Source organism: uncultured Parabacteroides sp., from assembly GCF_947855115.1.
GTDB lineage: Bacteria > Bacteroidota > Bacteroidia > Bacteroidales > Tannerellaceae > Parabacteroides.
Genome location: NZ_CANTZW010000001.1, coordinates 46842 through 61088 on the forward strand (window position 1 = coordinate 46842; position 14247 = coordinate 61088).

Consider the following 14247-nt stretch of genomic DNA (forward strand, 5'->3'; position numbering starts at 1 on the left):
TATCGCTTTGGAAGTACAAGAATTATTGAAACTATATGCCGCTCACCCGCAGGTGACGGCGCTGGACACCCTACTGAAAAACGATACGTCCCGCAATATATTCCTAAAGGGACTGAACGGCTCGGGTCCGGCGATGACGATCGCCTCTCTTTTCACGAAAGGAAGGGGAAGCTATGTGTGTGTGTTGAACGACCAAGAGGAAGCCGGTTATTTCTATCATGACCTGATGCAGCTTACCGCCAACGATGAGGTATACTTCTTCCCGTCCGCTTACCGGAGGGCCATCAAGTACGGGCATGTCGATCCGGCGAACGAGATCCTGCGTACCGAGGTGCTCAGCCGGTTGCAAGACCCGGACGCTTCCTTCGTGATCGTCACGTATCCGGACGCCTTGGCAGAACGGGTCGTGGCCCGTGAGGTATTGAAGGAGAATACCTTGAAGATCAGCGTGGGCGAGAAGCTGGATAATATGTTTGTCTCCGACGTGCTGGACGAGTATGGCTTCGAGCAGGTCGATTATGTATATGAGCCGGGGCAATACGCCCTCCGGGGCAGTATCCTCGACGTTTTCTCCTTCTCCTACGAGTTTCCCTACCGCATCGACTTTTTCGGCGACGAGGTGGAGACCATCCGTACGTTCGACGTGGAGACGCAACTCAGCAAGGAGAAACTAGACAGCATCTATATCGTCCCGGAGATGAGCAAGAGCGCCAAGGACAGCACATCCCTGTTAGGCTCCCTACCCCGGAACACCTGTATAGCGGCGAGAGATCTCGCATGGTGCAAGGAGCGTATCGGAAGCGTATGGAACGACGATCCGGTGGTTGCCGACGAGGAATCCTTCGCCGATATCGACCAGATGCGGAAGAAATTAGTCCAGGCGGACGACTTTCTTCGGGAGATCCTGGATTTCCGTCGTATTCATTTCGGGGCACGGCCGATGGGGACGGCAGACGCTACCATCCATTTCTCCACGCAAACACAGCCGATCTATCATAAAAATTTCGACCGGGTGAGCGAGTCGTTCCATAAATACCTCGACGAGGGCTATGCGTTATACATATTGAGCGACCAAGAGAAACAAGCCAACCGTATCCGGATGATTTTCGAGGACCGGGACGACAATATCCCTTTCACCGCCGTGAACCGCACGATACACGAGGGATTCGCCGACGATACGCTACGCATCTGCTTTTTCACCGACCATCAATTGTTCGACCGTTTCCATAAGTTCAACCTGAAGAGCGATAAGGCACGAAGCGGAAAGATCACCCTTTCGCTCAAGGAACTGAACCAATTCTCGCAAGGGGATTATATCGTACATATCGATCATGGCGTAGGACAGTTCGGAGGCTTGGTACGCACCGAGGTGAACGGTAAGATGCAAGAGGCCATCAAATTGATTTATCAGAATAACGATATCATCTTCGTCAGCATCCATTCCTTGCATAAATTATCGAAATACAAGGGGAAAGAGAGCGGCGAGCCGCCTAAGTTGAGCAAGCTCGGCACGGGCGCTTGGGAGAAGATGAAGGAACGTACCAAGGCGAAGGTGAAGGATATCGCCCGAGACTTGATCCTCCTTTATTCCAAACGCAAGCAGGAGACGGGGTTTGCCTACTCCCCCGACAGTTTCATGCAGCACGAGCTGGAAGCCAGCTTCATCTACGAGGACACGCCGGACCAGATGAAGGCGACCGCCGAGGTCAAGGTGGATATGGAAAGTACCCGTCCGATGGACCGGTTGATTTGTGGAGACGTTGGTTTCGGAAAGACCGAGGTTGCCATCCGAGCGGCATTCAAGGCGGTATCGGACAACAAGCAGGTGGCCGTGTTGGTACCCACTACCGTACTGGCTTTCCAGCATTACCAGACGTTTTGCGAGCGTTTGAAGAATTTCCCTTGCAAGATCGATTACGTCAGCCGTGCCCGTACGGCCGCACAAATCAAGGCTACGTTGAAAGAGCTGAAAGAGGGCGAGGTGAATATCCTGATCGGCACGCACCGGATTGTCGGCAAGGACGTGCGCTTCAAGGATCTGGGCTTGCTTATCATCGACGAGGAACAGAAGTTCGGGGTGTCCACGAAAGAGAAACTCCGGCAACTGAAAGTGAACGTAGACACCTTGACAATGACGGCCACCCCGATCCCCCGTACCTTGCAGTTCTCCCTGATGGGAGCCCGAGACCTTTCCAGCATCACCACGCCTCCCCCCAACCGCTATCCCGTGCAGACGGAGGTAGAGCGTTTCAATCCCGATATCATCCGGGAAGCGATCAATTTCGAGATGAGCCGGAACGGGCAGGTATTCTTCATCAACAACCGTATCCAGAATATTTACGAGATGGAGGCCTTGGTACGGCGGGAAGTCCCCGACGCGCGGGTAGCCGTGGGGCACGGGCAGATGGAGCCGGAGAAGCTGGAGAAGATCATCCTCGATTTCGTGAATTATGAATACGACGTATTGATCGCCACCAGCATCGTGGAGAGCGGTATCGACGTACCCAACGCCAATACGATCATCATCAATAACGCCCAGCAATTCGGGCTCAGCGATCTCCATCAGCTACGCGGACGGGTAGGACGAAGCAACCGGAAAGCCTTCTGCTACCTCCTCTCCCCACCCCTCAGCTCGCTGACGCAGGAGGCACGGCGCAGGTTACAGGCGATCGAGAACTTCTCCGAGCTGGGTAGCGGCATCCATATCGCCATGCAAGACCTCGACATCCGGGGAGCCGGGAATATGCTGGGCGCCGAGCAGAGCGGTTTCATCGCCGACTTGGGCTATGAGACCTACCAGAAGATCTTGGAGGAGGCGGTAGACGAGTTGAAGAGCGAGGAATTCGCCGACCTTTACGCCGTGGGCGACGAAGGGCACCGGGATACGGGTAGCGAGTACGTCCGGGAGACGTATATCGAGAGTGATCTGGAATTGATGTTCCCACCCACCTACATCCCCAACGACTCGGAACGTATCTCCCTATACCGGGAGCTGGATAATATGGAGGAGGAACGTGATATCCTCGCCTTCACGGAACGCCTGAAAGACCGCTTCGGCAAGGTACCGAAGGAGGGTAAGGAGTTGATCCGGATCGTACGCCTCCGTCGTATGGCCAAGAAACTGGGTATGGAGAAGGTGATCTTGAAGAAAGGGCAGATGAGCCTCTTCTTGGTGAATAACCCGGATAGCCCGTATTACCAGAGCGAGGCGTTCGGCAAGCTGCTAGGTTTCATCCAGAAGCATCCCCGCGAATGCAACCTCCGTGAGCAGAACGGCAAACGGAGTATCGTGATCAAGAACGTCCCCACGGTGGAAGCGGCATGCGGCTACCTGCAAGAGATGGAAAAAATAAACTCATAAGAGAGTGCGTCAAATCGAATAGACCAGACGCAGACAACACAGAACACATCCTCCTACAAATACGAAAAGATATGGAAAAGAAAACGATTATAGACCTTTTTGAGAGTTCAGTCAAGCGCTTCCCCGGTAATCCCTTCTTATGGGAGAAGACGGGCAAGCGGTTCGAGCCGACCACTTACTCCGAGGTTCGAGACCTCGTCTATGAGGAAGGCGCCGGCCTCGTATCATTGGGTGTACGGAAAGGGGATAATATGGCCTTGCTGAGCGAGGGCCGCAACGCATGGATCATCGGAGAGCTGGCCATGTTTTACGCCGGGGCCACCAATGTACCCCTATCTATCAAGCTGGAGGAGGCGAACGACCTCTTATTCCGTCTCGTCCACGCCGACGTGAAATATATCATGGTATCCGGACAGCAACTCGGGAAGATACGGGCGATCAGGGATAAACTACCCGCCGTACGGAAAATCATCGTACTCGACGAGCAAGCGGAATACCAAGACCGTGAGATACCGTTGTCCGAGATACACCGGATGGGAAAAATCTACCTGGGTATCCATCCGCTAGAGGAGTTCTTGGCGATCGGGCAATCGCTGGGCAACAACGATTACGCCACCATCACCTACACCTCCGGCACGACCGCCGATCCGAAAGGCGTGATCCTTACCCACCGTAACTATACGGCGAACGTGGAGCAAGCGCTCACCTGCGTGGACATAGACGATACGTGGCGTACGTTGGTGATCCTCCCGCTGGACCACTGCTTCGCCCACGTGGTAGGATTCTACATCTTCATGTCGAAGGGAGCCTCGGTAGCTACCGTACAGGTAGGGCGTACCGGTATGGAGACCTTGAAGAATATCCCTATTAACATAAAAGAGTTCAAGCCGTACCTGATACTGAGCGTACCGGCCTTGGCGAAGAACTTCAAGAAGAATATCGAGCAGGGTATCCGTGCGCAAGGGAAGAACGTCACCCGCCTTTTCAACCTAGCCTTACGGATCGGTTATATCTATAACGGGGATAGCGATAAGGAGGAAGGAAAAGGCTTCCGTATCCTCTTGAAGCCACTGGTACGTTTGTTCGACAAGCTATTGTTCACGAAAGTCCGAGAGAACTTCGGGGGCGAGCTGAAGTTCTTTATCGGAGGAGGTGCCTTGCTGGATAAGGACCTGCAACGGTTCTTCTACGCCTTGGGAATCCCGATGTATCAGGGATACGGGCTGAGCGAGGCGACACCGATCATCTCGACCAACGGCCCCCGCCGCCATACCTTCGGCAGTAGCGGCGTATTGGTGCAGCCCCTCGACCTGAAGATCTGCGACATGGACGGCAACGTACTTCCTCCGGGAGAGAAAGGCGAGATCGTCATCCGGGGAGAGAACGTGATGGCCGGCTATTGGAAAAACCCCGCGTCGACGGCCGATACCGTGAAGGAAGGCTGGCTGTACACCGGGGATATGGGATATATGCGTGACGGGCTTCTTTATGTGCTGGGTCGTTTCAAGAGCCTGCTGATCGGAAGCGACGGGGAGAAATACAGTCCGGAAGGTATAGAGGAAGCCTTGGTAGAGCATTCCTCTTGCATCGACCAGTTGATCCTGTATAACAACCAGAGTCCGTACACGACCGCCCTGCTGGTTCCTGCCAAGGAGCGGTTACGGAAACATCTGGCCTATCAAAACCTGGACCTCTCGAGCGACCAAGGCCGGGAAGAGGCCATCCGTATCATCCAGCGCCAGATCGACCGTTTCCGCAAGGGAGGCGACCTGTCTAGTATGTTCCCGGATCGTTGGTTGCCGACAACCTTCGCCATCCTCCCCGAGCCTTTCACCGAGCAAAACGGCATGGTAAACAGCACCATGAAGATCGTACGGGGGAAGGTGGAGAAAGCCTACGCCGACCGTATCGCCCAGCTCTATACCCCCGAAGGAAAGAACCCGCTGAACAAGTGGAACAAGGAGGCGTTGTAGAGACGCGGCGTGCCGCGTCTCATCCCCTTTAAACGGCAACTTAAAAATGCGATCAGACGGTATTGAGACGCGGCACGCCGCGTCTCTACAACTGGGGATTAATGATTATTAATAGCCTCTCTTTCCTTCCTCCCGCGAAAAAAGCATACCTTTGCCTGTTGTATTATCCGTGAAGGAATAACGAGACATTTACATGGTAAGATCTATTCGCTATATCACTTTGCTAGTCCTGTTACAATTCGTGACTGGCATTTCTATCCTATACGCTCAAAGCATAACTTCTGCATCAGGAATCGTAAGAGACTCGGTCAGCGGGGAACCCCTATCCTACGTATCCGTCATGTTCGAGAACTCGACGATCGGGACGATGACCGATGACGACGGGGCTTTCAGCCTCCAGAACGACAAAGGGCTCACCAAACTGGTCGTATCCTCGCTTGGATACGACAATAAGGTCGTAAGCCTAAAGGCCGGGCAGAAGAACAACGCCCTCAACGTGCTCCTCCGGCCTACCTCGTTCGAGATAGCCGAGGTAGTTGTCAAGCCTAAGCGTGAGAAATATTCCCGCAAGGATAATCCCGCCGTGGAGCTGATCAAGAAAGTCATAGAGCATAAGGACGATAATCGTATCGAGGCGAAAGACGAATACCAAAGCGAGGTGTACGAGAAGCTCAGCATGTCGCTGGACGACTTCAACCCCAATCTCGAGAAGAATAAGTTCCTGAAGAAATTCAAATTCATCAAGAACTACCTAGACACCTCGGAATTCAACGGAAAACCAATTTTGACGATCTCCGTCCGCGAGACAATCTCCGATCAATACTACCGCAAACATCCTAAGTCAGAGAAGACGATCACCAAGGCTAAACGCCAACAAGGTATTGACAAGACCTTGGATGATGGTGGCGCCATCACCTCCAACCTGGAGGAAATATTCAAGGGTGTAAACATCTTCGACAACAATATCAATATCTTGTTGAACCGCTTCGTAAGCCCGTTATCCTCTACGCTAGCAGTCTCCTATTACAAGTATTATATCATGGATACGGTAGACGTGGCCGGAGACCGGTGCGTAGACCTCGCTTTCGTACCCGTAAACAGTCAGAGCTACGGATTCACGGGACGTTTGTACATCACCCTGGATGGCAACTATGCCGTCAAGAAATTCCTCTTGAACACCCCGGCGAACATCAACCTCAATTGGGTGGACAAACTCCGGATCGAGCAAGAATTCAAGCGTATGCCGGATAGTACCTGGGTGCTCGCCAACGAGAATACTTATGTCAATTTCTATATCGTAAAAGGGGCTCAACAGCTCTATGCCCACCAGTTAAGGAATTTCGACAAGTATCAATTCGACGTGCAGAACGCCGACTCGATCTTCGGTCTTCTTGGTCCGATCCACGAGCTTCCGGAAGCGACCGCCCAAACCGACACATTCTGGATAAACAACCGCCACGTCCCCTTGAAAGAGAAAGAAAGCGCATTGGATGACTTGTTGGCACAACTCCGCAAGGTACCGGCCTTCAACGTAATTATCAAGACCGCCGAGATATTAATCACCGGTTATATCCCGACCACGGCAGACAAGGAGAAGAGCAAGTTCGATTTCGGCCCGATGAACACCACTTTCAGCGCCAATCATCTGGAGGGCTTCCGCATGCGTGTGGGAGGTATGACAACAGCGAACCTAAACCCGCATTGGTTCGCCAGCGGCTATCTGGCCTATGGCGTAAATGACCGCAAGTTGAAATATAACGCGAAATTGACGTATAGCATAGACAAGAAGAAATATCACGAGGGAGAAAGCCCGGTAAATAATATCTCCGCTATCCAGGAATACGACGTATATACACCTGGTCAAGATTTCCTTTTTACCAGCAAGGATAATATGTTCGTAGCATGGAAAGTGGGCGAGCCTGTCACCATGATGCAATACATCCGTAAGACCATGCTCCAATACCAGAAGGAATGGCTGAATGGCTTGACCTTTACCACTTGGGCACGCAACGAGAACAACGAGGCAGCCGGAACGCTCCGCTACGACCGTTACAACGCCGACGGAACATTGACGAACCTGAAGAGTTTCACCAATACCGAGCTAGGGGCCCAGCTTCGTTTCGCCCCGGGCGAGCGTGCCTATAACGGACGGGAAGGTAAAAACTCGCTTTTCAACCTCTCGAAAGACGCTCCCGTATTCAAGCTCTCCCATCAGATGGGTTTGAAGAACGTGTTGGGGGGCGATTTCAACTACAACCATACGGAACTCAGCGCCGAGAAACGGATCTGGCTCTCTTCCTTCGGGCATATCGATGCCTTGGTGACGGCGGGCAAGGTATGGGACAAGGTTCCTTTCCCCTTGCTCATCATGCCGAATACCAACCAATCCATCACCATCCAGCCGCAAGCCTTCAATATGATGCGTGCGTTGGAGTTCGTTAGCGACCAGTATGTCTCGTTCTACTTCACGTATTATATGAAGGGATGGATCTTAAACCGCATTCCGGGTGTGAAGTGGCTACGTTTGCGTGAGGTGATATCGTTCAGCGGTTTCTACGGAGGACTGACCGATAAGAATAACCCGGCCTTGGACCCGACGGGGTTGTACCGCTTCCCCGAGGGAACCTCGCCGATGGGCCGTACGCCTTACCTAGAGGCCAGTGTCGGTCTGGAAAACATCTTCAAGATACTACGAATTGATTATTACCGCCGGTTGACGTATCTGGATCAACCGAATATCAAGAAGGGGGGCGTACGTATAGCGTTGCGGTTCTCCTTTTGAGAATTAAAATCGTGAATTGAAAATTGAAAATTAAATGGGGGAGTTGGAACGTAGACCGAATGCTTGGGCGTTGACACCGCTGGTGGTATTCTTATTGACTTATTTGGTGGTATCTATCGTGGCGGGAGATTTCTATAAGATGCCGATAACGGTAGCCTTCGTTATCTCCTCGATCGTAGCGATAGCGATCTCCAAGGGAGGCAAATTAAGCAACCGTATCGAGCAGTTCTGCCGGGGGGCGGCCAATAGCAATATCATGCTGATGGTATTGATCTTTATCCTCGCCGGGGCTTTCGCGCAGACCGCCAAGGCGATGGGTGCCGTAGACGCTACCGTGAACTTGGCGATGTCCATCCTGCCCGGAAACCTGTTGGCGGCCGGAATCTTCCTGGCTGCTTGTTTCATATCCATCTCGGTCGGGACGTCGGTCGGAACGATCGTGGCCTTGGCTCCGGTAGCCGTCGGTATAGCGGACAAGACAGGGATGCCGGATGCCCTTATGCTGGGTGTCGTGGTGAGTGGCGCCATGTTCGGCGATAACCTGTCGTTCATATCCGATACGACCATCGTGGCTACCCGCACGCAGGGTTGCCAGATGTCCGATAAGTTCAAGGTGAATATCCGCATCGCCCTACCGATAGCGATACTGACCGGATTGATATACGTGCTGGTGGGAAGCGGCGTGGAGAACGCTTATACCCCAGACCCGATCGAATGGATCAAGGTGATTCCTTACCTGGTGGTGTTGGTAACCGCCGTTTGCGGGATCAATGTCATGCTGGTGCTATTCATCGGGATCGTCCTGTCCGGAATAGTCGGCCTGTGGACCGGCAGCTTCGATATCTGGGGCTGGAACGCCTCCATGGGACTAGGTATCACGAATATGGGCGAACTGATTATCGTGACGCTTCTGGCAGGAGGCATGTTGGAGATGATCCGCTATAACGGGGGTATCGACTGGATCATCCGCAAGCTTACCTCCCGCATTCATTCCTCCAAGGGGGCCGAGGCGAGTATAGCGGCCTTGGTAAGCTTCGCCAACCTTTGCACGGCCAACAATACGATCGCCCTGATCATGGCCGGACCGATCGCCAAGGACATAGCGGACCGTTTCAAGGTAGATCCCCGCCGCAGCGCCAGCCTATTGGATATCTTCTCCTGCTTCGTGCAGGGAATCATTCCCTACGGTGCCCAGATGCTGATGGCCGCCGGACTCGGGCACGTCTCTCCTATCGAGATCATGCAATACCTTTACTATCCGTATCTATTGGGGGCAGGTACCTTGTTGGCGATCTTATTCAATTATCCGAGGAAATATACACTCGTATAGACTACCCGTCCTTACGAAAAAAACACAATAGTATCCAACGCAAAAAGACTACTGTGTCTGGATTTGAATACTATCGTGTTCACTGATGAATACTACTGTGTTCAGGTAGAAACACAATAGTGTCTGGGAGCGATGGAAGTACGGCTGTCGGGAGTTAACCGAACAAATCCAGCGTAAGTTGCTTCTTCTCGGCTTCCAGTTTACGGAGATGGCGCTTGCCTTGAGGGGTGACGATCTCCATCTTATCGAAACGGGTACGGATCACCGTAGTCACGGTATAGCTCACGTTGACCACCTCTCCTAGCTCCGACAGGCGGCGGGCGATCTCCAAGACACAATCGATGCACATGCCGCTCGTGAACGAGATCTTGTCCTCAAACATCTGCTTCTTGAAATCCTCGTCCTGCATATAGAAATCGATCGTCTCGCCTCCCTTGTTGTAGATACCTTTCCAGCGATACTTACTATCCTTCAGTACCGGCGATATGATCTCTATCGTAGCCTTATTATCCTTGACCGTAGGCAGGTCGTCGCTACGCAAGATAAAGTAATCGAACTGGTCCCGTCTCACCTCCAGCGAACCGGAACGGCTGCGATCCTTCTCGTTCAGCTCACGCACCGAGATTTTCGTCACCTTCGGATACCCTTTCAAGGCCTCGTAGAAATTAGACTTGCACTTGCAGAAGCGAGGCGAGGCGTTCAGCAGGTCGATCAAGCGGTGGGAAGGTGTCGCCCCCGGAGTCTTCAACCGCAACTCCCGGCGAAGCTTGGACAACTCACGCTGCATCTCTTCCTCATCCGCAGGCGTACGATCCATCAACGGTTGTCCGCCCACCGACAACGAAGGACGGGTCAATACCTGCATCACCAGGTTCAACACGATGGAAATAGAGCGGCTATTCTCCCCGGCCACGCCCAGCTTCTCACGGAAACCACCCTCCTTGTCGTAAGGCTCATTGTAGACTGTCATCTTCACGTCCAACATATCTGCCAGCGAACGTATCAAGGTAAGAATCTCCTTCTCACACCGGTGCTTGATCATGGCATCTATATAATTGGATTTATTATTGAAGGAGTAACGTAGCTCCAGCTTATTCGCGAATTTTAGAATAGAGTCACTCATTTGTTCTAGTTTTTCGGTTCTTCTTTCGGTTTACGATCAAAAAAAGGATTCTTCGACGAAGCGCTGACCGGTATTGCCATCACACATTTGCAGTTCCCCAGCAATCCCAGTCGCTGGGCCGCCAAACCTGCGCTAAACATGACACGGGTATCCACACGCAAGTCTGCCGCCGTAGCGCAAGCCGATCCGATAGCGATACCCAGATCCACGGAATTAATAGCGCACGGAACCAGTTCCGGCTTCTCCACGCAGGTATCGAAACCACAATGGGCGCAGTTCAAGCCCTGCACTTTCTGGGAAGTACCGATAATCACCACGGCATCCGCACTCTTTATATTCTCGGCATCACGGAGCAAGAACTTGAATCCGGTCTCTCCGGCGATACGGATCATCTCATCGGATACACGCAAGATATCCCCATCCGTCACCATCGCTATCTCTATGATATCAATACCCTTGCCTTTAGGAGCAGTGCGGGCGGCTGTCATCATACGGCGTGCGGCCTGTAACACAAGCTCATGCCTGATCTCTCTTTCGTTCTGTATCATATCCTTCTAAATTCAGTGAAACAAAATTAAGCAAAATATACGAAACCAAGGCAAACACATGAAAATAGAATTCATAATTCGTAAGTTATTATAAAATCCCCCCCCCACCTCATATATCTGTACCCAGTTGTAGAGACGGGGCGTGCCCCGTCTCAGCACCGACTGATAGTATCTTTAAGTTACCATTTTGCTGGGTAGAGACGGGGCACGCCCCGTCTCTACAACTAGGTATATGGTTATACGAACCGAAGGTACACAGCTATACAGACCGAAGGCACACGGCTACACGAACCGAAGGTATACGGCCATACGAACCGAAGGTACACGGTTATACGAACCGAAGATATACGGTTATACCAACCGAAGGTACACGGCTATACGGACCGAAGACACACGGCTATACGAACCGAAGGTACACAGTTATACGAACCGAAGATACACGGCTATACGAACCGAAGGCACACGGCTATACAGACCGAAGGCACACGGCTACACGAACCGAAGGCACACGGCTACACGAACCGAAGGTATACGGCCATACGAACCGAAGGCAAACGGCTATACGAACCAAAGACACACGGCTATACAGACTGAAGGTACACGGCTATACGAACCGAAGGCACACGGCTATACAGACTGAAGGCACACGGCTATACGAACCGAAGATATACGGTTATACCAACCGAAGGCAAACGGCTATACAGACCAAAGGTACACAGTTATACGAACCGAAGATATACGGCTACACGAACCGAAGGTACACGGTTATACGAACCAAAGATATACGGCTACACGAACCGAAGGCACACGACTACACAAACCGAAGGCACACGACTATACGGACCAAAGGCATACGGCTATACAGACCAAAGGCATACGGTTATACAAACCGAAGATATACGGCCATACGAACTAAAGGTACACAGCTACACGAACCCAAAACACACGAATGTATGAACCGAGGAAATGGATTCATTCTTTCGTAGTTCTGAATTGTCTGTCTGATAATTCAAGATTAGTCATTCGGGCCGTGGCCTTAAAGGGATAAGCCGGGTATTCATAAATACTGAAACGAGGCTCGGTCTCTCCCTCGCAGTAATTCCAGATCGTCCGATACTCATTGACATCCTCTCCCATCTCTTTCAACTGTCGCAGATAAGCGGCCACTGATTTATTCTCCACGATATAAACCTCGCCCATCCGGTCAATAATCGGACTATGCAGACGGCTCCCGTCGTGATCGAACTTAAGAATCCGCTTTCCCTCGGAAGTCAGGCCTATGGTACGGAAAGTCATGCTCTTGCCAATAGCAGGCAGGTTTAACACGTTACGATCCGTCCCGGCAAACAACAGCCCGTTCTCCTTCAAGAAACGAGCCAAGCGCTTACCTAAAGGACGCCGGTTACGGATCATATCATACAACTCCGCTTGTTTCTCCCCCGGAACCCGGCCAAAGATTTTCTCTTCATGAGCCTCTTGCAACGAACGGCAGTTCGGGGTATAAACCGCATAATTCTCCCGGAACCCTTTCACGGAAAACGTATAATAGCAAACCACCCCAAGGGCGTTTAAAGTCTGCCGTAATTTCGCCGTATGCCCCCTACGGGAAGCCGAGACCGTATAAACCAACTGGTTCGTGATCGTCCAGCCTGCCGCCAAGATCGCCTCTATAGCGTGTCTCGCCTCCGGTGTTACCTCCAACGGAGACTGGAAATGCGTTTGTATATAGAACTGGCTCACACCAACAGCGGAAGCCTTCTCCCTGAACTCCCTTAATATATCGACCAACTCGCCGGTCACACGCAACGGAAGGTAAGCCAACAACCGGGAACCTAGCCGTACCCGTTGCAACTCGGCGTACTTCTCGCCATCCGGACGGCTCTCGTTCGCCTTCCGTTTCCGCACCGCCATCTTATATACCGCCTCCAATATCTTACGCAAGGTAGCGTTCTGGCTCATCAAGGCATCCCCGCCCGTTATCAGGATATCCCGCAGCTGGGCGTCTTCCTCGAAGTAACGCATCAAACGGCGTAACTTCCGGTCCCAACTCTCCTTGGGCTTCAGGGCCTCGAAATCGAAATTCAAACGCTCGCTCTGGAAGTCGTACATACGCTGGCAAGAAGCGCATAATCCACCACAAGCACGCCCCATCGAATCGGGGATCAAGATCGCCACCTCCGGATATCTCCGGTGAATATTATGTCCCTCCGGCAACAGCCAGCCCGCGGCGTTCGGCTCCTCGGCAACCACTATATCTTCCTTCTCCCACGCCTTGATACTTCCATACGTATCTACCAGCTCATTCGAGTACAGGATATACGACCGTACCGTAGCATCGTCGTACCCCTCATGTTCTATATTTAGCAGGGATAAGTAATAGGGAGTCACGAAAAAGGGCATCCCCTTCTTCTTGGCACGGGCCAATAAACCCATTGTCTCGTCCGAGAGAGAATATCCCAAAAAGAAATTCAACTCCGTAGGGCTCTTGATCGCCATCGATAAATGGAAACGGGCGGTATTCCACCACTCACGCACCTGGACCTCTTTCTCCTCATAGGTGATACCCTCCGCAAACTGAAAACGTGATGAAGGGCTATGGCGTCTCTCGATCTTCTTGATCAAACAAGCGATAATACGCTCCTTATTCCTCTCACGGATAGCGATCACCTCCGGATCAAGTCCGGTAGGCCAACGCCCCATCTGCCTTTTCACCAACGCCCGGTCCGGCAGGATCTCTACCGGATGCTCCAACAAATCAAACTGGTGGTACAGATCAATAAATAAATCGGGAGAGAGCTCATTCCCTAAACGACCCGTCAGGAATTGCCAAAGGTAAGAGACCGTCCGTACCGGAAGACGCTCACCCGTAGACAACTCATCCACGAAAGTATCATCATGCTCGATCAAAAGAAGGATACGCCTCGCCACCGCTATTCCTATACTACCCCGGGGATTCTCTTTTTCCGTGAGCCGGGATGAAATAAGAGAACGCAAAGCATCCTTAAAATACTTTGCGTTCTCGCTTTCTTCCGCCAAGGTAACCAACCAAGGGAAGCTCTGGTTATATACTTTTCTCAGTTTAGAAATATCGGCTACAAGATGTTCTTTTTTTATCATAAGCATGTCATTT

General features: G+C 52.0%; 8 protein-coding genes. 5 read left to right on the plus strand and 3 right to left on the minus strand.

Going from position 1 to position 14247, the window contains the following annotated elements; all coding sequences use genetic code 11:
* Positions 1–7: 7 nt before the first annotated feature.
* From mfd to Q0110_RS00235, 4 genes are all read left to right on the plus strand, one after another.
* Positions 8–3361 (plus strand): transcription-repair coupling factor, encoded by a 3354-nt coding sequence (mfd, locus tag Q0110_RS00220; protein WP_297900546.1) that lies wholly within the window; start codon positions 8–10, stop codon positions 3359–3361.
* Positions 3362–3432: 71 nt separating this feature from the next.
* Complete coding sequence (locus Q0110_RS00225; RefSeq protein ID WP_297900549.1) at positions 3433–5334, plus strand: AMP-binding protein; 1902 nt, start codon at positions 3433–3435, stop codon at positions 5332–5334.
* 193 nt (positions 5335–5527) lie between these two features.
* Positions 5528–8116, plus strand: a complete 2589-nt coding sequence (locus Q0110_RS00230; protein ID WP_297900551.1) for a DUF5686 and carboxypeptidase-like regulatory domain-containing protein — start codon at positions 5528–5530, stop codon at positions 8114–8116.
* A 34-nt stretch (positions 8117–8150) separates the two neighbouring features.
* Positions 8151–9446, plus strand: coding sequence for a Na+/H+ antiporter NhaC family protein (locus Q0110_RS00235; RefSeq protein ID WP_297900554.1), 1296 nt, complete (start codon positions 8151–8153; stop codon positions 9444–9446).
* Positions 9447–9600: 154 nt separating this feature from the next.
* Here Q0110_RS00235 and Q0110_RS00240 read toward each other — a convergent pair whose 3' ends face one another.
* Both Q0110_RS00240 and Q0110_RS00245 read right to left on the minus strand, forming a co-directional pair.
* Positions 9601–10569, minus strand: a complete 969-nt coding sequence (locus tag Q0110_RS00240) for a hypothetical protein (RefSeq protein WP_297900557.1) — start codon at positions 10567–10569, stop codon at positions 9601–9603.
* A gap of 5 nt (positions 10570–10574) precedes the next feature.
* The gene (locus Q0110_RS00245; RefSeq protein WP_297900561.1) at positions 10575–11117 is read right to left on the minus strand and encodes a DUF2148 domain-containing protein; all 543 of its coding nucleotides are present in this window, start codon (positions 11115–11117) and stop codon (positions 10575–10577) included.
* Between the two features lie 232 nt (positions 11118–11349).
* Between Q0110_RS00245 and Q0110_RS00250 the strand changes: the two genes are divergently transcribed.
* Positions 11350–11757 (plus strand): hypothetical protein, encoded by a 408-nt coding sequence (locus tag Q0110_RS00250; RefSeq protein WP_297900566.1) that lies wholly within the window; start codon positions 11350–11352, stop codon positions 11755–11757.
* A gap of 332 nt (positions 11758–12089) precedes the next feature.
* Here the strand turns inward: Q0110_RS00250 and Q0110_RS00255 are convergent, their stop codons facing one another.
* Positions 12090–14234, minus strand: coding sequence for a KamA family protein (locus tag Q0110_RS00255; RefSeq protein ID WP_297900569.1), 2145 nt, complete (start codon positions 14232–14234; stop codon positions 12090–12092).
* Between the last annotated feature and the right edge of the window lie 13 nt (positions 14235–14247).

Coding starts and splice junctions, on each gene's coding strand:
- Q0110_RS00250 (WP_297900566.1), top strand. CDS start 11,350: ATGGTTATACGAACCGAAGGTACACAGCTATACAGACCGAAGGCACAC.
- Q0110_RS00235 (WP_297900554.1), top strand. CDS start 8,151: ATGGGGGAGTTGGAACGTAGACCGAATGCTTGGGCGTTGACACCGCTG.
- Q0110_RS00225 (WP_297900549.1), top strand. CDS start 3,433: ATGGAAAAGAAAACGATTATAGACCTTTTTGAGAGTTCAGTCAAGCGC.
- Q0110_RS00255 (WP_297900569.1), bottom strand. CDS start 14,234: ATGATAAAAAAAGAACATCTTGTAGCCGATATTTCTAAACTGAGAAAA.
- Q0110_RS00245 (WP_297900561.1), bottom strand. CDS start 11,117: ATGATACAGAACGAAAGAGAGATCAGGCATGAGCTTGTGTTACAGGCC.
- Q0110_RS00240 (WP_297900557.1), bottom strand. CDS start 10,569: ATGAGTGACTCTATTCTAAAATTCGCGAATAAGCTGGAGCTACGTTAC.
- Q0110_RS00230 (WP_297900551.1), top strand. CDS start 5,528: ATGGTAAGATCTATTCGCTATATCACTTTGCTAGTCCTGTTACAATTC.